18 protein-coding genes, 2 tRNA genes and 3 pseudogenes are annotated in these 20,267 nt (G+C 35.5%); 18 read left to right on the plus strand and 5 right to left on the minus strand.

Annotation, left to right across the window (positions count from 1 at the left end):
* Positions 1-13 precede the first annotated feature (13 nt).
* From HX13_RS16500 to HX13_RS16565, 14 genes and pseudogenes are all read left to right on the plus strand, one after another.
* Positions 14-703 (plus strand): OmpA family protein, encoded by a 690-nt coding sequence (locus tag HX13_RS16500; RefSeq protein ID WP_050021989.1) that lies wholly within the window; start codon positions 14-16, stop codon positions 701-703.
* A gap of 178 nt (positions 704-881) precedes the next feature.
* On the plus strand, positions 882-1,769 hold the full coding sequence (locus HX13_RS16505; RefSeq protein ID WP_050021990.1) for a decaprenyl-phosphate phosphoribosyltransferase: 888 nt from the start codon (positions 882-884) through the stop codon (positions 1,767-1,769).
* Positions 1,766-3,085 (plus strand): FAD-dependent oxidoreductase, encoded by a 1,320-nt coding sequence (locus tag HX13_RS16510; RefSeq protein ID WP_050021991.1) that lies wholly within the window; start codon positions 1,766-1,768, stop codon positions 3,083-3,085. Before HX13_RS16505 ends, HX13_RS16510 begins: the two co-directional genes overlap by 4 nt.
* A complete protein-coding gene (locus HX13_RS16515) occupies positions 3,085-3,837 on the plus strand; it encodes an SDR family NAD(P)-dependent oxidoreductase (RefSeq protein WP_050021992.1) in 753 nt (250 codons plus the stop codon). Before HX13_RS16510 ends, HX13_RS16515 begins: the two co-directional genes overlap by 1 nt.
* Positions 3,815-4,404, plus strand: a pseudogene (locus tag HX13_RS26100) (HAD family hydrolase). The gene HX13_RS16515 and the pseudogene HX13_RS26100 overlap by 23 nt, the downstream one beginning before the upstream one ends.
* Positions 4,405-4,428: 24 nt before the next feature.
* Positions 4,429-4,899 (plus strand): hypothetical protein, encoded by a 471-nt coding sequence (locus HX13_RS16525; protein ID WP_050022048.1) that lies wholly within the window; start codon positions 4,429-4,431, stop codon positions 4,897-4,899.
* 2 nt (positions 4,900-4,901) lie between these two features.
* Positions 4,902-6,078 (plus strand): annotated as a pseudogene (locus HX13_RS16530) (cysteine desulfurase family protein).
* An 83-nt stretch (positions 6,079-6,161) separates the two neighbouring features.
* A complete protein-coding gene (gene trxA / locus HX13_RS16535; protein ID WP_027374941.1) occupies positions 6,162-6,479 on the plus strand; it encodes a thioredoxin in 318 nt (105 codons plus the stop codon).
* A gap of 126 nt (positions 6,480-6,605) precedes the next feature.
* Positions 6,606-6,679: transfer RNA gene (locus tag HX13_RS16540), tRNA-Asp, on the plus strand.
* Positions 6,680-6,708: 29 nt separating this feature from the next.
* Positions 6,709-6,782 (plus strand) — tRNA-Asp (locus tag HX13_RS16545).
* Positions 6,783-7,217: 435 nt separating this feature from the next.
* Entirely contained in the window at positions 7,218-7,370 is a 153-nt protein-coding gene (locus tag HX13_RS26105; RefSeq protein WP_316931338.1) for an Arm DNA-binding domain-containing protein, read from the plus strand.
* 52 nt (positions 7,371-7,422) lie between these two features.
* Positions 7,423-8,433 (plus strand): site-specific integrase, encoded by a 1,011-nt coding sequence (locus HX13_RS16550; RefSeq protein WP_316931339.1) that lies wholly within the window; start codon positions 7,423-7,425, stop codon positions 8,431-8,433.
* Between the two features lie 243 nt (positions 8,434-8,676).
* On the plus strand, positions 8,677-8,967 hold the full coding sequence (locus tag HX13_RS16555) for a caspase family protein (protein WP_050021993.1): 291 nt from the start codon (positions 8,677-8,679) through the stop codon (positions 8,965-8,967).
* 467 nt (positions 8,968-9,434) lie between these two features.
* The gene (locus tag HX13_RS16565; protein ID WP_128572455.1) at positions 9,435-10,166 is read left to right on the plus strand and encodes a hypothetical protein; all 732 of its coding nucleotides are present in this window, start codon (positions 9,435-9,437) and stop codon (positions 10,164-10,166) included.
* Between the two features lie 43 nt (positions 10,167-10,209).
* Here HX13_RS16565 and HX13_RS16570 read toward each other — a convergent pair whose 3' ends face one another.
* The 4 genes from HX13_RS16570 to HX13_RS16585 all read right to left on the minus strand — a co-directional run bounded on the left by HX13_RS16570 (position 10,210) and on the right by HX13_RS16585 (position 12,215).
* Positions 10,210-10,653, minus strand: a complete 444-nt coding sequence (locus HX13_RS16570; RefSeq protein WP_050021996.1) for a hypothetical protein — start codon at positions 10,651-10,653, stop codon at positions 10,210-10,212.
* A gap of 73 nt (positions 10,654-10,726) precedes the next feature.
* Positions 10,727-11,341 (minus strand): alpha-ketoglutarate-dependent dioxygenase AlkB family protein, encoded by a 615-nt coding sequence (locus tag HX13_RS16575; RefSeq protein ID WP_050021997.1) that lies wholly within the window; start codon positions 11,339-11,341, stop codon positions 10,727-10,729.
* A 90-nt stretch (positions 11,342-11,431) separates the two neighbouring features.
* Positions 11,432-11,665, minus strand: coding sequence for a hypothetical protein (locus tag HX13_RS24625; protein ID WP_050021998.1), 234 nt, complete (start codon positions 11,663-11,665; stop codon positions 11,432-11,434).
* Positions 11,652-12,215, minus strand: a complete 564-nt coding sequence (locus tag HX13_RS16585) for an XRE family transcriptional regulator (RefSeq protein ID WP_050021999.1) — start codon at positions 12,213-12,215, stop codon at positions 11,652-11,654. Before HX13_RS16585 ends, HX13_RS24625 begins: the two co-directional genes overlap by 14 nt.
* A gap of 61 nt (positions 12,216-12,276) precedes the next feature.
* Between HX13_RS16585 and dinB the strand changes: the two genes are divergently transcribed.
* From dinB to HX13_RS16600, 3 genes are all read left to right on the plus strand, one after another.
* A complete protein-coding gene (dinB, locus tag HX13_RS16590) occupies positions 12,277-13,419 on the plus strand; it encodes a DNA polymerase IV (RefSeq protein ID WP_050022000.1) in 1,143 nt (380 codons plus the stop codon).
* A gap of 10 nt (positions 13,420-13,429) precedes the next feature.
* Positions 13,430-16,504 (plus strand): DNA polymerase III subunit alpha, encoded by a 3,075-nt coding sequence (locus HX13_RS16595; RefSeq protein ID WP_050022001.1) that lies wholly within the window; start codon positions 13,430-13,432, stop codon positions 16,502-16,504.
* Positions 16,505-16,623: 119 nt separating this feature from the next.
* Positions 16,624-17,913 (plus strand): HEPN/Toprim-associated domain-containing protein, encoded by a 1,290-nt coding sequence (locus HX13_RS16600; RefSeq protein ID WP_050022002.1) that lies wholly within the window; start codon positions 16,624-16,626, stop codon positions 17,911-17,913.
* A 104-nt stretch (positions 17,914-18,017) separates the two neighbouring features.
* Here HX13_RS16600 and HX13_RS16605 read toward each other — a convergent pair whose 3' ends face one another.
* Positions 18,018-18,692 (minus strand): DUF6904 family protein, encoded by a 675-nt coding sequence (locus tag HX13_RS16605; RefSeq protein WP_050022003.1) that lies wholly within the window; start codon positions 18,690-18,692, stop codon positions 18,018-18,020.
* Between the two features lie 380 nt (positions 18,693-19,072).
* On the opposite strand from HX13_RS16605, the pseudogene HX13_RS16610 reads away from it, so the two are divergent.
* Positions 19,073-20,203 (plus strand): annotated as a pseudogene (locus HX13_RS16610) (chloride channel protein).
* Positions 20,204-20,267: the final 64 nt, after the last annotated feature.

Below are 20,267 nucleotides of genomic sequence, written 5' to 3' on the forward strand. Positions count from 1 at the left end.
AAAGATAAAAAAAATGAAATTTACTAAAACATATGTGAGTGCCCTTTTCTTGTCATCAGCATTATTATTGACAAGCTGTGAAGCGGTTCAGAATTCCAATCACCAACAAAGAGGTACAGCAGTAGGAGCAGCTTCTGGTGCAGTACTTGGAGGTATTCTTGGAAATAATGTAGGCAAAGGAGGTAATGGTGCTATTGGTGCTGTATTAGGAGGAATTATCGGTGGGGTTGCAGGTAATGTTATCGGTAACAAAATGGATAAGCAGGCCAGAGACATTAAAGAAACTTTACCGGGAGCTCAGGTAGAAAGAGTGGGAGACGGTATTAAAGTAACCATGAATGAAAGTATTGTCAACTTTGCATTTGACTCTTCAAACCTTACTTCCGTTGCTCAGGGTAACCTGGATAAACTGGCTAAGGTATTGAGCGATAACCCTGATACCAATATTAATATTTACGGACATACAGATAGTGTAGGTAAAGATGCTTACAATATGGCACTTTCCCAAAGAAGAGCGGATGCCGTAAAATCTTACTTAGTAGGAAAAGGAATTGCCGGAAGCAGAATGTTCACCAAGGGTGAAGGTGAAAACATGCCGGTTGCAAGCAACGATACTGATGAAGGAAGAGCTAAAAACAGAAGAGTGGAATTTGCTATTACAGCCAATGAGAAAATGATTAATGATGCCAAACAAGGGCAGTAATTAATTTTAATATATAAATATTTTCGTAAAAGACCGCCCCGGCGGTTTTTTTTTGTATTTTTATGCTGTCAATTTTGAATTCATTATTTTTGTAATGAAACATCATAAGTATAACACAAAAACTATGAGGTTTCTGATAGCAATTAAAATAAATAAGATTTCGCAAGAAATAGCATAAATGAAGAAATATTTAAAACTGCTCCGCGTGGAGCAATGGGTGAAAAACCTCTTTGTATTTGTCCCTCTGTTTTTTTCAGGTAATATTACTAATATAGATCTGCTCACCAAGAGTATTTTTGCATTTATTATTTTCTCACTTGCTGCAAGTGTAGTATATATTCTGAACGATTATAATGATATTGAAGCGGATAAAAAGCATCCGGAAAAAAGAAGACGGCCGTTGGCAAGTGGTGTCATTTCAAAGTCAAAAGCTATAGGAATTCTCTTTGCACTTGTTATTGCAGATATTGCCCTTGTATTTTTTGCCCAGCTTTATTTTCATCAGTATTTATGGAAATTCGGAGCCATTATTGCTTTTTATGTTGTGATGAATCTTGCCTATACATTCAGGCTGAAACATGTTCCGATTATTGATATTTTCATTATCGCCATAGGATTTGTATTACGGGTTTTGGCAGGAGGATATATTACCGGGATCAGTATTTCTCAATGGGCTATTTTACTGACTTTTGTTCTGGCATTGGTGCTGGCTATCGGGAAAAGGAGAGGGGAGCTTATCAATGCCCAGGTTTCCGGGAAGACCAGGAGGGCATTGGATGGTTATAACGTTCAGTTTGCAGATATTGCATTGTCTATTTCGGTTACGCTCGCTATTATATGTTACCTGATGTTTACATTATCTCCGGAAGTTCAGGCAAGGTTCCACACAAGAGTGTTTTACACTGTGGTTTTTGTTGTTTTTGCCCTGCTGAGGTATTTGCAGCAGACGCTGGTGTATAACAGGACAGAATCTCCCACAAAAATAGTATATAGAGATCGTTACATTCAGGTTACATTATTGCTTTGGGTAGCTGCATTTTTAATTCAAATTTACTTTAAAAAATGAAGCCGAATTTCACACAGAAAGTTACCAACTGGGGGAATTACCCGGTAGTAGAAAAAGAAATGAGATCTGAGGACAGCTTCAAAAAAATAAAAGAATTTGTACTCAGCCATAATGAGGTGATTGCAAGAGGAAATGGAAGGTGCTATGGAGATGCTTCCTTAGGAGAAACAATATTTTCTACTAAAAAGCTAAATAAATTCATCAGTTTTGACCGCTTAAACGGGATTATAGAATGCGAGTCCGGGGTACTTCTTTCGGATGTACTTGAAATAGCGGTTCCGCAAGGATATTTTTTATATGTAACACCCGGTACCAAATTCATTTCAATTGGAGGTGCTATTGCTTCTGATGTTCATGGAAAAAACCATCATGCCGAAGGCTGCTTTTCAGAATATGTCCTGGAATTTAAACTGATGATGGAGAACGGAGAAATAATAACCTGTTCCCGGGAAGAAAATTCAGAAAAATTCTGGGCAACGATTGGAGGGATGGGACTCACGGGAATTATTCTCACGGCAAAATTTAAGCTTAAAAATATAGAATCAGCTTATATCCGTCAGGAAAGTATTAAAGCAGATAACCTGGATGAGATTTTCAGATTATTTGATGAAAGTGAAAGCTGGACCTATACGGTGGCGTGGATTGACTGCCTTCAGAAAGGTAAAAATATCGGAAGGAGTATACTGATGAGGGGAGAACACGCTTTCCAGCATGAGCTTCCCCAGAGGCTGGGAAAAATGCCTTTACGGCTAAAGAAAAAACTTCAGCCTACTGTACCTTTTTATTTTCCGGTATTTGTATTGAATGCCCTGACGGTAAAAATATTCAATTGGTTGTACTATAAAAAGCAATCCAAAAAAGAAGTGAAAAGTTTTACCGATTATGAAACATTTTTTTATCCATTGGATGTCATTAATGATTGGAATAAAATCTATGGAAAATCCGGATTTATCCAGTATCAGATGGTAATTCCTAAAGAAGCAGGAAAAGAAGGAATGAAGAGGATTCTTGAAACCATAGCCAAAAGCGGTAATGGTTCATTCCTGGCTGTTTTAAAATTATTTGGAAAAAACAATCCACAGGCTTACAATTCATTTCCTTTGGAAGGATATACACTGGCGCTGGACTTCAAAGTCAATTCAAAACTGAAAAAACTGGTGGATCAGCTGGATAGTATTGTTCAGGAGTTTGGGGGAAGAATTTATCTTACCAAAGACAGCATGAGCAGGTCTTCGCTTACCAATTATCTGAAAAATATTCAAAATCCTAAATTTGTGTCTTTACAGCACAAAAGAATTATAAACAACAACTCATAATGATAGTTCTGGGAAGTACATCCGAAGTGGCTCAGGCATTTGTAGAAAAAGCCCTTCAGGAAGGAGAAAAGTTTGAAAAAATCTATCTTTTTACCTCAAATAAAGAGACTACAGAAAGGTTTGCAAGACATATTGATGTAAAGTTTCTGCAGCAGTCTGAAGTCATAGAACTGGACCTGATGAAAGAAATTGATTATAATAGATTTGATAATATCAATTCAAATGTATTATTTTGCGCCGTAGGATATTTAGGAGAAGGGACAGAGGAAGGACTATATGATAATAAGAATACTGAGCGTATTATTGACATTAATTATTCAAAGCTGGTTCCCGTAATGAATTATTTTGCCCATCGGTTTGAAAGCAAAAGATCAGGTACCATCATCGGGCTTTCTTCAGTGGCAGGAGACCGGGGCAGGCAAAGTAATTTTATCTACGGAAGTGCAAAAGCGGCTTTTACGGCCTATTTAAGTGGGCTGAGGAATTATCTTTTTGATAAAAAAGTACATGTTCTGACCATAAAGCCAGGATTTATGGCGACCAAAATGACGGAGGGGCTACCACTGAATCCTAAACTGACTGCTACTCCTAAACAAGCTGCCGCCTGTATTTACAGAGCTTTTAAAAAGCAGAGAAATGTGGCATATGTTTTGCCGGTTTGGAGTATTATCATGATGATAATCAGGAATATCCCTGAATTTATATTTAAAAAAATTAAAGCTTTGAAAAATGAAAAAATTGTATTGTTTTGATTTTGACGGGACCCTTACTTATAAAGATACCATGTTTATGTATCTTAAGTTTTATGATTCTACAAAATACCGGATACAATTTTTTGAAACATGTTCCTCTTTTTATTTTGCTGAAGCTTAAATTGGCAGAAACAGAAAAAGTGAAAAAAAAGTTTTATAGGATCTATTCTTAAAGGGCAGACTCAGGAAAAAATCGAACTGAAATCTAAACAGTTTTTCGAGCAGCACTATCCTAAAATTGTCAGGGAGAATGCTTTAGACTTTATAAAAAATATCGATAGGAATAATATACAGAGTTTATTAGTTACTGCTTCGCTGGATATCTGGGTAAAACCCTTCGCTGAAGAACTCCAAATGCAGCTGGTTTCTACCCGGGCAGAGTTTAAAAACGGGGTTTTCACAGGAAACTTTATTGGTAAAAACTGTAACGGAAAAGAAAAACTGATAAGAATAAAAGAAGAAATCAACAATTCCAAGTATGATAAAATTATCGCATTTGGTGATACTTCGGGTGATCGTCCAATGTTGAAATGGGCAAATGAGGGACATTACCAATTTTTTCATTAATTTTGGCTGATAAAAGTGAAAAAAATGAAAAGCCTGTTAATCGTATGGACTGCAATTCTGATAAGCTGTACAAGTACACCTTCCCACACATTGGCGGGTACGCAGAATAATGCTGAAATTCTTGTTTCTGAAGCACAAGGTGGCACAGACCAGATGGGTTTTAGAATAATAAAAGATGAAAAAGATTTCCGAAATACAATTAAAGGAAGTTTTGGCATTATAGGTCCGGAAGGAGATGGATCTTATATCAAATATCCGCAATTTCCTAAAAATAAAAAAGTTGTTTTATACAATCTGGGAACCTTCAGATCAGGAAGCCACACCATTGAAGAGATCAAAAGTGTATCTGTGAAAAATAAAATTTTATATGTAGAAGTTCCGGCCGGAGCACCCTCTGGTGGAATGGAAATTCAGGTGATTTCCAACCCCTGGTTTATTTTTACAGTTCCTGCAGATTACCAATTTACCTCCGTAGAATTAAAATATTCAAAATAATAATGGATAAAATATATTTAGATAATGCCGCAACCACACCTCTTGCAGATGAAGTAATAGATGCAATGGTGGGGACCATGAAGATGAATTTCGGAAATCCGTCTTCAACTCATAGCTTTGGACAGGAAGCAAAAATACTTATCGAGAATGTAAGAAGGCAGGTTGCAGACTATCTTCATGTAACTCCTGCTGAAATCATTTTTACCTCCTGTGGGACAGAGTCCAATAATATGATCATTAAATCATCTGTAGAACATCTGGGAGTAGAAAGGATTATCAGTTCTCCACTGGAACATAAATGTGTGTCGGAAAGTATTCTGGACATGAAAAACCGAAAAGGAGTAGAGGTAAACTATATCCGCCCGAACGAAAAAGGAGATATTGATCTTGCTAAATTAGAAGAGCTTTTAAAAGCATCAGATAAAAAAAACTCTGGTAAGCTTAATGCATGCCAACAATGAAATAGGAAATATAATCAATCTTAAAAAGGTTGCCCAGCTATGTAAAGAGCATAATGCGTTTTTCCACTCGGATACGGTACAGACGATGGCTCATATGAACCTGGATTTCTCTGATATCCCTGTAGATTTTGCATCCTGTAGCGCTCATAAGTTTCACGGGCCAAAAGGGGCTGGCTTTGCCTTTATCAGAAAAGCAACAGGTTTAAAAGGCATTATTACCGGCGGACCTCAGGAAAGAAGTCTTAGAGCTGGAACTGAAAATGTCTGCGGTATTGTAGGGCTGGGAAAAGCATTGGAGCTTTCTCTGAATCATATGGAGGAGTATACCCAACATATGCAGGATATCAAAGATTACGCAATTGAAAGGCTTTCTGCAGAAATTGAAGGAATTAAGTTCAATGGAAGAAGTGCTGAAAAGGAAAACAGTCTTTATACAGTTTTAAGTGCGTTACTGCCTTACAAAAATCCATTGATAGGACTTCAGCTGGATATGAAAGGAATTGCAATTTCGCAGGGAAGCGCATGTTCATCAGGAGCGTCAAAACCTTCAATGGTAATGATGATGGTGCTTTCTGAGGATGAAATGGATCACTGTACGCCATTGCGTATCTCTTTCAGCCATATGACGACCAAATCGGATATTGATGCATTAGTAAATGCGCTAAAAGAAATTTCGAGCGATATGGCTATAGAAAAAACTAATGTTGAGCATAGATAGTCTTATGATGTAAAAGTCGTAATTTTGAATACTCAATAAGAAAAAAACAGAAATAATATTAATTTAAAATAAAAGAAACAAAAATGGCTTTAGAAATTACGGACAGCTCATTTCAGGATACGGTTTTAAAATCAGATAAACCTGTATTAGTAGACTTCTGGGCGGTATGGTGCGGACCTTGCAGAACTTTAGGTCCTATCATCGAAGAAGTGGCATCAGATTTTGAAGGAAAAGCAGTAGTAGGAAAAGTGGATGTAGACAACAACCAGGAAATTTCAATGCAATATGGCATCAGAAATATCCCTACAGTTCTTATCTTCAAGAACGGAGAAGTAGTAGATAAATTAGTAGGTGTAGCACCAAAAGAGGTAATCGCTGAAAAATTAAGCGCTCACCTGTAAAAAAATAAGTTTGATAATGAATACCTTCCATTGCTGGGGGGTATTTTTTTTGAAAATAATTTGCAGGGAATAAAAAAAGATGTAATTTTGCAACCACGAAAAAGAAACGAAGTTCTTTAATAATTTGATCCGGTAGTTCAGTTGGTTAGAATGCCGCCCTGTCACGGCGGAGGTCGCGGGTTCGAGTCCCGTCCGGATCGCAGAGTTTTCTCAATTTCTTTAAAAAATTGATCCGGTAGTTCAGCTGGTTAGAATGCCGCCCTGTCACGGCGGAGGTCGCGGGTTCGAGTCCCGTCCGGATCGCAACTATTACATCAAAATAGTGCAAAACGCTTTAAAACATATGTTTTAAAGCGTTTTTTGTTTTATATCTGTTCAAATTGGGCTAATAATTAACAAAATAAAAGTGACCTATTCAGTGACCTAAAAGATTTGATAAAATAGGTCACTGAACAATTCGAACTTTCAAAGAGGTATTTTTTGAGATTAGCGACCTAAGAAGTGACCTATTTCAGTGACCTACAAAATTTAGTAAAAATAGGTCACTAAATTATTAAAATGTTTGATGGAAAGGTCCTGTTACTTACGCTCTAAAGTGACCCTTTGAAGTGACCTTGCGAAATTGGCTGGGTAAGGTCACTAAATGATTGGTAACGCCTTCTGGAAGCCAGTTTAGAAAGTGAATATCTTGTTAATATGTTTTTACTGAAGTTATTTTAACCTTTAAAAACAGAATATATGAACAAGACATTCAACCTACTTTTTTATGTTAAAAAGTCCAAAATTAACTCGCTAGGTGAAGCTCCAGTCTATCTGAGAATTACGATTGACGGTAAAATATGTGAAATAAGTACTAAAACGTTCTGTACATACTACGAAGTGGAATTCTAGAGCGCAGAGAGTGGTCGGTTCGTCAGAAGCCGCCAAGTCATACAACTTATACTTGAAAACCTTCGAACAAAAAGTGTATGACGCCTACAACACTTTGTTGAGAACAGACGAAGCTGTTACCTGTGAAATGCTTAAGAATAAATTGATAGGTAAACATGAACGGGTTAGAACTTTAATTAGTATTTTCAAAGACCATAACAACCGTATGGAGAAACTTGTTGGAATTGAATTTGCAAAAGGTACACTGACACGATATAACACTTGTCTAAGTCATACTCAGGAATTTCTTTTGTGGAAATATAACCTTTCCGATATTGATATTAAAAAAGTAGATTATACATTTCTAAACGATTTTGAAATGTTTCTCAGAACGGAAAAGAAATGTAAAAATAATTCGGCAGTCAAATATGTTAAAAATTTTGGAAAGATCATAAGAATCTCTTTGGCTAGTGGCTGGATAGAAAAGGATCCCTTTATCCATTACAGCTCAACTTTTACCGAAGTAACAAGAGCGTTTCTTAATGAGGAAGAAATTGATAAATTATTTAAGAAAGATTTGAAGAATGAACGTCTTTCACAAGTCAGGTACATCTTTTTATTCAGTTGCTTTACAGGTTTGGCTTATATTGATACGCAAAAGTTGACACATCAAAATATTAGCGTTGGCTTAGACGGAAATAAATGGATTTTCACAAAACGACAGAAAACAAAAACGACTTCAAACATTCCTTTGCTACCGGAAGCTGAGAAAATAGTTGAAATGTATAAAAATCATCCTGCATGCTTAAATAGTGGTAAATTGCTTCCTGTACTCAGTAATCAGAAAATGAACGCTTACCTAAAGGAAATTGCCGATCTATGTGATATTGATAAAGAATTAACATACCATATTGCTCGTCATACTTTCGCGACCACCATTACTTTGGCTAATGGTGTGCCTATTGAAAGCGTGAGTAAAATGTTAGGGCATAAGAATATAAAGACCACTCAACATTATGCAAAAATTTTGGATAAGAAAGTGAGTGAAGACATGTCAGTTTTAAAAAAATGTTTTGGACAATAAAAAACAATTAGTAGGTTAAGGTAGGCTGAAATCTGTGGAACGAAAAGATAAGCAACAAACTTGAAGCGACAAAGTTCATCTTGTCGCTTTTTTATGTAATATTATTTAGGTTTTCTCTGTTTTAAATTTTATCGACTAAAGTTATTTTTTAGCAAACTTTCCTATAAAACACAATGGATTTTAAAAAAATATTATTTTTATTTGTAGGTTATAGTTTTTTTATAAATAATCAAAAAGTCACTAATGTCCGAAAATAAGTTTGCTATACTCATCGGTATGAATAATTATGAAGATGACGTTTTACCGTTCTGTATTAAAGATGTTGAAGACATGGAGAATGCTCTTATAACTTATTGTCGTTTTAGTAAAAAGAACATTTTTAAAATAACAGATAGTGACAAACCTGTCAAGGAGCAGATCGATGAAGCTTTTGCTATTATCGAAAAAGATTTTAAAATTAAGAGAGATCTATTATTTTTCTACTTTTCAGGTCACGGAGATTATGACAAAAAAAGAGGAAAAATCAAAAAATAAATTTTTGAAGATGATACTGAACTAACAATTGAAGACATACTGATAAGGTATTTTTATAAGATAAGTCCCAAAAATCAGTATCTATTAATCGATGCGTGCTATTCTGGAGGTAAGGTGTATTTTAAGTCAAACAATCCTGAAAAAGAAATAAGGCGGCTAAATTACAACTCGTCCGAGTTGTGTTTTATGTTTGCTACGGAGAGTAAAAAGAAAGCCGTTCAAGATGAGGATATACAAAACAGCTATTTCACTTATTTCTTTTTGGAGGCAATAAAAAATGATAGTTTGTATGATGAAGATGGCTACTTAACAATACAAGCTATTGATAACTATCTAAAGAAAAAAAGTGGCGAAAAAAAAGTAATTTTCTGCAAGTTCCTGTGAGTGAATTTAGAAGCTCTGGATACAAAGCGTTTGCATATAATGAAGCACTTATAAATTCCAAAAAAAACATACGTAAAGAGATAATGAAAGAAACGGAAATTGAAAACAATAAACAAGCGGATAATGGTACTTACAATTTATCATTTGAGGAAAGTTTATCCTTCGCTCACAGGGGAAAAGAACAAGAGAAATATGTGAAAATAATTAATCAGATAGTCCAAGATTATATTGAGAATGAAGATTTATCGCAGTTTGATATTCACATAGAAAATCTCTTTTTAGAAATGGCATACGAGCACCAACATGAAATTTCTAAAAGGCTTATTCAGAAAGCAAGGAAAGAAAAACTGGAAGCTATTAATGATATTTTCGAGGTTGAATTGGTTGAAAAGCCAGCACAACCCGCCTGGATGGGAGGGTTAAGCCAAATGCTTAGTTATTTACATGATAATTCAAAACCGGAGTATAATTATAAAATTTATGCTAGTTCTGACCACATCTATAGTACAGGGATATCCCTCAAAGCAAAAACAGTTTATGAAGTTAGTTGCGGTATTGCTATTTTGTTGTATCAGGTAAAATTCGGATTTGCCATCGCCTGTATTCAATACGATTTTGATTGGGGTGGGGAATTTGATAATGTTCTTAAAAGTACCACTATTACAATAAAACCTTTTGCTTTAAATAAAGACAATACTCACTCTGTCACTTTATTTGTGTCTCAAAAGATGGCTAAGTTTCACAAATCCATCAATTCAGCATTCGAAAATCGGAATAAAGAAATTGAGGATTTCATTAGTAAAACAAATAAATAGCTTTTTTATAGCGCTGGCTATCATTCAAATACAAGTAACTATTTTATCTTTTTCTCTTTGTTTCGGCTTGCACATTTTCATCATTTTGCAATTGGGTTGTATTTGAATAATTTATTTTAACAGAATTTGGTTCAGTTGAATAATAAAATAAGACTTTATTCTCCGTCCCACGTTCCTTGATAAAATCTATTTCTTTACTGATTTTCATTTTTTCCACTTTCTCTTTTTTGTACTGAACGAATAAATGTGTTTTAATATCTGGAAGATCTTCTAATTTTTTATCCAGCTCTGCAATTTTGGCTTCAGTAGCTTTCGTTTGCTTTTCAATTTCATTAACATTGACTCCTTTCATTGCAAGCTCTTCTATAACTTCTGTAATTAAAGCTTTGGCAGCATCAATAGCTTTCTGATAGTTTGGAAGCTGATCGGTCCAGTACTCGGCATTTTCTCCTGCCTGTTTTGAATAACCTAATAAGAGTTTCTTCATTTAGGTGATACTTGTCTTCAATAATCTATATTTTTTAGTCTTGGATAATTTAGATAGTATTGTAGAGATATGGTTATGATAATCCCTTAATTAGCCTAAACGTCAAATTGATTCTCTCTTTCATTGGAATAGTTGACTTAGCAATTCTATGCTCCCAATGCTCCTGCAAATCTCCTTTCATAATGAGCAGTGAACCGTGCGGTAACGGGAGGCTGTACTTGCTTTGATGATGATCTTTTTTCCTGAAATCAAAGTTTCTGGTTTGTCCGAGACTTATTGATGCAATGACGGGGCGTTTCCCATAACGGCTTTCCTTATCCCTATGCCATGCTACCGAATCATTATTATCGCGATAAAGGTTGAGCAAAACACCATTAAACTGATAGCCGAATTCTTTTTCAATTCTTTCTTTTAGATTATACAATTCAGTAGTCCATTCATTCCTTGCAGTTGTATTATTATCAGCCAAATCGTAAGACTTTGTATCTCCATACCACGCGGTGAGACGTGGAGTTAAGACCGTTTTATCATAAATTTTCTGAGTACGCTGCTCCCATGGTGCTGAATGAAGAAGTTTATTTTTCAAAAGATCAGCTTCTTCCTTACTCAGGAAATTTTCTTTGTATTCCAAAAGGTCTTTTGGAAACTCATATAGATCTTTGGAATCGAATAAAGTTAGCTGAGGCATTTTACAATTTGTTTTTATTTATATATTTGCTTACTCTCTTCATAGAGAGTTTTTTCATCATTTGTGTTTGCTTCCCTTCGGGGAAGTTTTTTATTCTTGGCTTAATTTCAATAAGCTGTTTTCCAGTTTGCTAATACTCTTTTTAGCCTCGTCCATTAAATTTTTCAAATTCGCTTTATCAGGCAGAGTGTGCGGTTTATAATCCTGCGGCAAAATTCCTCTCACGTAGCGCCATACTTGAGCAATCTCGTCCAAAGCAATATTATAAGGTTCATAAAATGAATTGTCCGCTAAAACGGTAATGAATTTTTTAGTTCTTTTCAAAAAATGTTTTGTAAGTAATGCCCTCCTGTGTCACAAAAATATATTCCTTATTGGCTTTTAAATCTTCCAGTTTTTCAACATACTCACCAATAAGAATAGATTGATCGGCAAATGGTGGCATTGAATCACCATCAGCTAAAAATCCTCTGTATTTCCCATTCTTAAGGAAGGGGAAATATATTTTTTGTAGGCTTTCAATGTATTCAGGATCACTAAAACCTTTCAGATACCCCATAGAAGCCTTCTGCGGAACAATCTCAATAAAATTATTACCTTCCGTATCTACAACTATTGGAAGCAATACCTTATTTGCTGGAAGATTAACTACATCTTCCAAAGGGTACTTTTTAATATCGACTGTCAGTAAAAGGTCAATACTTACCTTAAAATATTTCGAAATCCTGATCAAAACCTCATAGGGAGCCTCTGAGCGACCGTCTTCGTATTTCGAATAACGCACTCTGCTCAAAAAAATTTCTTTTGCCAGTTCTTGCTGTGATAATTTTTTTTGAGCTCTTAAATACCTGATGTTTTCTGAAAAAATTGACATTGATACAATTTGTATCTGCAAATATATAAAAAATGATACAGTTAGTATCTAATTTTGTCAAATGGAAAGAGCGATCGCGCATATGGATTTGGATACGTTTTTTGTTTCCTGTGAGCGGCTGAGACACTCTGTATTGGAGAAACAGCCTGTTATCATAGGAGGTGGAGATCGTGGAGTGGTGGCATCGTGTTCCTATGAAGCCAGAAAATTCGGGGTACGTTCGGCAATGCCGATTAGAATGGCTCTGCGATTATGCCCCGAAGCGCAGGTCATTAAAGGCGATATGGAATACTACTCCAATATGTCGCATATGGTAACAGAGATCATTCAGGAAAAAGTGCCTGTTTTGGAGAAAGCGAGTGTGGATGAATTTTATCTGGATCTCTCCGGAATGGACAAATTTTTCGGATGCTACCAGTGGACAACTGAAATTGCCAATGCCGTGACCAAGCAATCAGGATTGCCGATTAGTTTTGCGCTCTCCACCAATAAAACCGTTTCAAAAATTGGAACCGGTGAATCAAAACCTGCCGGAAGATTTGAAGTGAAGCCTGAATATATTCAACCTTTTTTAAATCCTTTATCGGTCAAAAAGATTCCGATGGTTGGAAATGTAACTTTTGAACTGCTGTCAAGATTAGGGGTCAGAAAAATAGAAACCCTGTCTAAAATGCCAGTTGATGTGTTACAGCAACTGATCGGAAAGAACGGACTAGAACTTTGGAAGAAAGCCAACGGTATTGATAACACGCCTGTCATTCAATATTCTGAAAGAAAATCTATTTCTACGGAAACAACCTTTGCCGAAGATACTATCGATGTTCAGAATATCAGAAGTATTCTTTCCGGAATGGTGGAGCAGCTCTGTTACCAGCTGAGAAACGAGCAATGGCTGACCTCGACCGTTTCTGTAAGAATACGATATGCGAACTTTGATACAGAGACTAAACAATGTAAAGTACCTTATACTTCAGCAGATCATACTTTGCTCAAATATGTTTTAGAACTGTTCAGAAAAGTATATACCCGCAGGATGAGAATTCGTCTTGTTGGGATAAAATTTACCGGGCTTGTTCACGGAAGCCATCAGATGAACCTTTTCGAAGATACGGAAGAACTGATCTCATTATACCAGACAATGGATAAAATCAAAGATAGGTTTGGAGTAAAAAGTGTTGGACGTGCTTCAGGTCTTTTAAATTAAAAATTAACTTATGTTTCTCAATTGTCATACTTATCATAGCTTACGTTATGGGACTATCTCTGTTGAAGATTTGGTGCAGTTGGCTGTTGATTATAAGTTAAAAGTTTTGGCATTAACTGACATCAATACCGTGACCGGTATTTATCAGTTTTACAAATTGTGTCAGGAAAGTGGAATCAAACCAATTGTTGGCGTTGATGTGCGAGTTGTAAATGAGCAATACTACATTTGCTTGGCTAAAAATCCTAAAGGCATTGCTGAAGTTAATAGGCTTTTGACGGATTACAACTGTGACGGTATTAGTATTCCGAAAGAGAATCCTCGATTGGAACATTGTTTTGTCATCTACTCTTTACAAAATACTCCCGAAAAACTATTGGAACACGAATTTATTGGGATCAGACAGGAAGAGCTAAATCTATTGATAAAACCTGAACTCAAATCTTTAATACATAAAATGGTCATTCTTCATCCGGTAACCTTTAAAACCGATGAAGAATACGAGCTTCATAAAGTATTGCGGGCGATTGATGGCAATACCCTTTTTACGAAACTGACTGAAAAAGATTATTGCAGAAAAGATGAATGTTTTATTGATAAGAAAAAGCTATTGAGTCAATTCGGACACTACCCTGAAATTATTGAAAATACAAAACATATCGTTAATGAATGTAGCTTTGATTTTGAATTTAATACACCTAAAAATAAAAAACATTTTACTGACAGCAGGGAAAATGATTTTAAATTATTATCTCAGTTGGCTTATGAAGGTTTAAGTAAGAGATATCCTGATAATAATCAACAAGCGAAAACAAGGGTTGAAAAAGAGTTAAAAGTTATTGATGAATTGAATTTTTGCGGCTATTTCCTCATCACCTGGGATATTATACAATACAGTAACAGCAGGGGGTTTATGCACGTTGGCAGAGGTAGCGGCGCTAACAGCATTATTGCCTATTGTCTTGGAATTACAGACATATGTCCTTTAGAACTCGATCTTTATTTTGAACGTTTTCTTAACCTGAACCGTAAATCGCCTCCGGATTTTGATATCGACTGGAGCTGGAAAAATCGTGATGTCATTTTAGAATATATTTTTAAAAAGTACGGAAAAGATCACGTGGCATTTTGCGAAACTAATGTGGAATTTAAAAGAAAATCAAGATTCAGAGAGTTGGGGAAAGTATTCGGTCTTCCTAAAGATGAACTGGACCAGCTTTCTAAAAAACCAAAAGAATTACACGATCAGAATTCAGTGGTTCAGCAGATTTATAAATATGAGCAACTTTTGGTAGGCTTTCCGAATCAGAGAAGTATGCACTCCTGTGGGATTTTGATCTCTGAAGAACCGATTACCAATTATTCAGCTTTAGAATTCCCACCAAAAGAATTTCCAATTGTACAGTTCGATATGCATACGGCAGAAGATATTGGACTGGAAAAGTTCGATATTCTATCTCAGAGAGGACTGGGAACAATTAAAGACACAGTTAATTTGATTAAGGAAAAAAGAGGAATTCACGTAGATATTGAAAATACAAGAATCTCGAAAGATGAAAAAAAGTGTAATGAGTATTTAAGCATTGGAAAAACCATTGGCTGTTTCTACATCGAGTCACCAGCTATGCGAGGTTTACTGCGGAGACTTAAATGTAACAATTATAAGGTATTGGTAGCTGCATCTTCCATCATTCGACCAGGTGTTGCCCAGAGCGGAATGATGCGCGAATACATTTTCCGGCACAATCATCCCGGTCAATTTGAGTACTTCCACGATGTGTTTGAAAAAGAATTAGGGGAAACGTACGGCATTATGGTCTATCAGGAAGATGTCATAAAAATTGCGATGCACTTTGGAGGTGTTTCAGCTGCCAATGGTGACGTGTTAAGACGGGCGATGAGTGGTAAGGGGCGTTCTCTTTCTGCCTTACAGAAATTAAAAGATGATTTTTTTGAATCGTGTAAAAGAAAAGGACATCCGGACCAGCTCTCTCAGGAAGTTTACCGACAAATTGAATCTTTCGCCGGATATTCGTTCTGTAAAGCACATTCCGCTTCCTATGCGGTGGAAAGTTATCAGAGTTTATATCTGAAAGCTTATTATCCTATTGAGTTTATGGTTTCTGCTATTAACAATGGTGGAGGATTTTACCGGACAGAAGTTTATGTTCACGAAGCTAAAATGTCAGGCGCTACGATTCATAATCCGTGCATTAACCTGAGCGAATTTCATACAACCGTATATGGAACAGATGTCTATTTAGGCTTAATGCATATTGAGAAACTGGAAGCATCTATCAAGCAATTTATTACTGAGGAAAGAAAAGAGAATGGAAATTACAAATCCTTAGAGGATTTTGTCAAAAGAGTTAATATTGGCATCGAAACACTGCAGATATTAATTTTTGTCGGCGCTTTCAGATTCACAGGAAAGCAAAAACACGAGTTATTGATTGAGGCAAGATTCTTACTTTCAAAGAATCAATACAAAACCAAGATTATATCATTATTTGATGAACCTCAAAAAAATTATGAGCTACCGACAATCGATAGAAATCCATTTGAAGATGCCTTTGATGAGATTGAGATATTAGGATTTCCGGTTTCCTATTCTATATTTGATTTACTTAAAACGAAGCACAGAGGCAACGTATTGGTTAAAGATCTTTTAAAGTATCACAAGAAACAAGTTAGGATGCTGGCTTATTTGATTTCCAGAAAGCATGTACCCATTAAAATGAAAAATGATCCGGGAAAGAAAGATGATATGTATTTTGGAACCTGGATAGATGCGGAAGGGCAATATTTTGATACGGCCCATTTTCCGGACAGCCTGAAAAAGTTTCCTTTTAAAGAAGGTGGTATTTATCTTCTGCAGGGGACTGTTGAAGTTGATTACCATTTTCCGACTGTGACTATTACCCGAATGGCTAAGATGCCCCTGATTGCCGATCCGCGGTATTCGATGGATGAGGACAAATCAAAAGAGATGGAAAGAAGTTTGCGGGAAGATGTTAGTATGACTTTCAGGCAGCCTTATCCGCAGGAACACGAAATTGGATTGCCTAGAATAAAGATGGACTGAATACAATTATCTATTTTTTTACTGCAATTTATAGCCAATGTATTGCTACAAGATACACATATGAGCTAGAAATTGAAAAAAAATACATATTTTTAAGAAAAATCGCAATGTAATCTAAATTGGTATTTAGAACTAAAAAAACAATAGCTATGGGCTCGATGATTCTTTTGTCAGTAGGTAATCTTGAAGTTGATTGGGGAAAAAACAATTTCTTCAATGATTATAATCCAATTTTTCAACCTGATGACCTGACAAAGGTTCCATATTATTATGTTGACGAGGAAAATCCAATGACTGATGGTTCTGAAGAATATAACTTGGTAATTGAACTTAAAGATGGGATGTCAAAATCTTTATCAAAAGTTATAGACAGGATCAACCTGTTAGGCTACTCATTTGAATATGCTTGCAAGGAATTTCAGCTTATCACTGAATTGAATGATATTGATTTAGACAAATTTAATTTTGATCATTTATTAGAAGCACTAACTAAAGTGGATGTGAATGTAATTTCTTGCGACTATGGTGAGGGCGAAAGTTTCGGCAAATTTTTTAGGCGTTACATATTTGATAAATTAGGACTTGAAAAAATTATCGATGATCCCGACTATGGTCGTTTTCAGATTGGTGAAGCAATGGAAAATCTGAGTGCTTACTCAATTTTGCATCTATTGATGCAAAATCCATTAGCAAAAAGTTTACCTGTTAACTGGCAGTTTTCTGACGTCGAAGAATCTGGTTGGGCTAACAGGGACTATTTTGTAAGAGAATTAGATGCCGAACATAAATTTTTGATCGTGACCGAGGGGAGCACAGATGCAAAAATTCTCAAGCACGCATTCAAATTAATTAAACCGCACATTTCAGACTTTTTTACCTTCGTAGATATGGAGGAAGGATACCCATTTAGTGGAACAGGAAATTTATTTAATTTCACAAAAGGACTGATAAGTATTGCAGTCCAAAATGACATTATAATTTTATACGATAATGACGCTGAAGGAGTGTTTAGTTATAACAAAACTAAAAAACTAAAATTACTGAATAATATGAAGGTGCTTAGACTACCAGATTTGCAGGCTTTTGAAAGCTTTAAAACCGTCGGTCCTGATGGTGAAAGCTTTGGCAATATTAATGGCTGCGGTGCTGCAATTGAGTGTTATTTAGATGTTGGCGCTGATGCAATGGTCAGATGGAATAATTACAATAAGGAGTTAGGCATTTATCAGGGAGAGTTGTTCGAGAAAAGAACACATATGCTGAGATTCTTTGACATTAAAGATTTGGAATCCAGCTACGATATATCCAAAATTTCAGCAGTTCTTGAACTGATAATTAAGGAGTGTATTAATTTGAGATCTGCTCAAAAAATAAATGAATTAGAGGAAAATCGTTGGAAATTAGATTAAAATAGGTAATTCAAGAAAAATACAATTGATTCGCACGTTCAAATAAGTTTTTGTAGTAGCACATCGGCTCGCTTATCTTCTTTAGTAGTCAACGTTTAATATATTTACCATTGAATTTCATATATTTTATCCTCATCATTTAATTCCAGATCTTCTACTTTACAGTGATGTTTTTTCGCTTCTGACTGAAGAAAACTTAGTAAATTATTGTACTCTTCCGTAGCATAGACAGCAGTCCGCATTAATTTGTCCAATTTTCTAAAGGAATTTTTGCCTCCCTTCAGTTCAAAAAAGGAAGAGTTAATATGTCTCATATAGAGATAGAGATATTCATTTCCGACATTAATAGCGTCATCCAGATATGGCAAAAGATTGGCAGCACCAACTGTATCATAACTTTTCATTGCCTTTTCAATCCAATATTCAAGATGAAGAAACATGGCAATATCTGCTTTATTACTTTCCGTAATTTTCATATTGTATTTTAATGCAGCAATAGAAAACAAAAGATGGACCCATGAAACTTGAAAACCACAATATGGAATTTGCTCAAAAGTATAATGACTATGACTTCTGGTTAAACGGCTGCCATACGAAGCTTTCCGTATTTCGAATGAAAAACTACTAATCAGATTGTTTTTGTCTTCGTATCCTTTAACTTGCGAAAGAGTTGGATTATTCCAAAATTTTGAAACAATATCGTACAGATATTCAAGATCATCACGGGTTCCCCAAATTTCGATTCCAAGTCCTTTTTTTGTAGGTATTGTATAAATCATTATTCTTTTCTTGTGTAAGCAAAAGTAAGTCAGAAATTTTGTTAAAAAAAATGAATTTTTTTATGAATACAAATTCTTTTAAGATTCCACCTTTCGTACTTTTTTATCGTTTCTAATCTTTAAAAAAATTATCTTCTATACATTTTCACTAATTGCGAAAGTTCATAGATGCATAATAAACTATAAAATATGACTTACCTTTGTTCCGCTCTAAAAACGAAGTTATGCAAGGTAATAAAGTCCAAAGAAAGAAAATCATAAGGATGAGCTACGTAAAATTAGCCGGGATTTCAATTCTTGTTAGCATTTTTTGTTCCCTGATTTCTTATAGCCTAAAGCATTTGACAGGATATGTGCAGGAACATTTATTTGAAAAAACCATGACTACGGAAAATAGATTATTTATCATTTTGCCTAGTATAGGGATTACAGCCATCTATTTTTTACGTAAATATTTTTTCCAGAATAGAAAAAACAAAGGAATTAAGGAAATATACACGACTCTTGAAACGAGAAAGGATCATCTCCCTTTTTTCAAAATACCTTCCCATTATATCAATGGATTTTTAACGGTAATTTTCGGAGGTTCTACGGGAGTAGAAGTATCTACTGTTGTTGCTACAGCAACATTTGGTAATCAGGCCTACAAACATTTTCATACCGCAAGGGCATATAAGACAGAACTGATATGCGCCGGTATTATAGCTGGAGTAACAGTATTATTTGGAAGCGCCTTGGGCGGATTTTTATTCGCATTTGAAGTTATTGCCCGTAAATACAATAAAACTTTGCTGATTAGTGGAATCAGTTCTATGCTTTCTGCTTATGTTTTTGTTCATTATTTTGATTCCAACCCTTTATTTTCATTTGCAGTAAAAGAGTGGCGTTGGTAGGCAATGCCGTTTGCTGTGATTCTGGGTTTGATCGGGGGTGTTTTTGCACTGTATTTTACGAAGATTGTTATTTATGCGAAGACATTTTTCGGTGGGATCAGTAATAATTTTATTCGTGCAAATCTGGGAGCTGTCTCGGTTGGAGTATTTATCTTTTTTCTTCCTGTTTTGTACGGGGACAGTTATCACGGGCTTGGAAAAATTCTTGAAAGCAGTTCATACGACACAGTAGATCCGGGCTATTTCATTCCATTGATATTACTTGTTTTTGTAAAGCCTTTAGTGGCATCATTAACACTAGGTGCAGGAGGTGATGGAGGAGTTTTCGCTCCAAGTATCGTAACAGGCGCATTATTAGGAACTCTTTTTGCTCAGTTTTGCAACCATTATTTAGGTACGCACTTGATAGTTATTAACTTTGCATTGTTCGGAGCCGCTGCGATGCTTTCCGCAGCTATTCATGCGCCTATTACTGCGATATTCATTATTTCCAGTATTGTACCATCAGGTTATCTTTTGCTAATCCCTTTGCTGATCACTAGCATTGTTGCCAAAATCCTGGCTAAGAAACTATATCCATACAATGTATATACTTACAAAGAAGTTATAAGTAAATAAAATGGAGTGTTCATCAAAAGATATAATCCATAATAATAAAGCTACCTCTTAGAGGCAGCTTTAT

Origin of the sequence: Chryseobacterium sp. P1-3, assembly GCF_000738495.1 — a bacterium.
Lineage (GTDB): Bacteria > Bacteroidota > Bacteroidia > Flavobacteriales > Weeksellaceae > Chryseobacterium > Chryseobacterium gallinarum.

What these genes read in the sequence shown, in the direction of transcription:
- HX13_RS16500 (WP_050021989.1), top strand. Translation starts at nt 14, where the DNA reads ATGAAATTTACTAAAACATATGTGAGTGCCCTTTTCTTGTCATCAGCA.
- HX13_RS16505 (WP_050021990.1), top strand. Translation starts at nt 882, where the DNA reads ATGAAGAAATATTTAAAACTGCTCCGCGTGGAGCAATGGGTGAAAAAC.
- HX13_RS16510 (WP_050021991.1), top strand. Translation starts at nt 1,766, where the DNA reads ATGAAGCCGAATTTCACACAGAAAGTTACCAACTGGGGGAATTACCCG.
- HX13_RS16515 (WP_050021992.1), top strand. Translation starts at nt 3,085, where the DNA reads ATGATAGTTCTGGGAAGTACATCCGAAGTGGCTCAGGCATTTGTAGAA.
- HX13_RS16525 (WP_050022048.1), top strand. Translation starts at nt 4,429, where the DNA reads ATGAAAAGCCTGTTAATCGTATGGACTGCAATTCTGATAAGCTGTACA.
- trxA (WP_027374941.1), top strand. Translation starts at nt 6,162, where the DNA reads ATGGCTTTAGAAATTACGGACAGCTCATTTCAGGATACGGTTTTAAAA.
- HX13_RS26105 (WP_316931338.1), top strand. Translation starts at nt 7,218, where the DNA reads ATGAACAAGACATTCAACCTACTTTTTTATGTTAAAAAGTCCAAAATT.
- HX13_RS16555 (WP_050021993.1), top strand. Translation starts at nt 8,677, where the DNA reads ATGTCCGAAAATAAGTTTGCTATACTCATCGGTATGAATAATTATGAA.
- HX13_RS16565 (WP_128572455.1), top strand. Translation starts at nt 9,435, where the DNA reads ATGAAAGAAACGGAAATTGAAAACAATAAACAAGCGGATAATGGTACT.
- HX13_RS16570 (WP_050021996.1), bottom strand. Translation starts at nt 10,653, where the DNA reads ATGAAGAAACTCTTATTAGGTTATTCAAAACAGGCAGGAGAAAATGCC.
- HX13_RS16575 (WP_050021997.1), bottom strand. Translation starts at nt 11,341, where the DNA reads ATGCCTCAGCTAACTTTATTCGATTCCAAAGATCTATATGAGTTTCCA.
- HX13_RS16585 (WP_050021999.1), bottom strand. Translation starts at nt 12,215, where the DNA reads ATGTCAATTTTTTCAGAAAACATCAGGTATTTAAGAGCTCAAAAAAAA.
- dinB (WP_050022000.1), top strand. Translation starts at nt 12,277, where the DNA reads ATGGAAAGAGCGATCGCGCATATGGATTTGGATACGTTTTTTGTTTCC.
- HX13_RS16595 (WP_050022001.1), top strand. Translation starts at nt 13,430, where the DNA reads ATGTTTCTCAATTGTCATACTTATCATAGCTTACGTTATGGGACTATC.
- HX13_RS16605 (WP_050022003.1), bottom strand. Translation starts at nt 18,692, where the DNA reads ATGATTTATACAATACCTACAAAAAAAGGACTTGGAATCGAAATTTGG.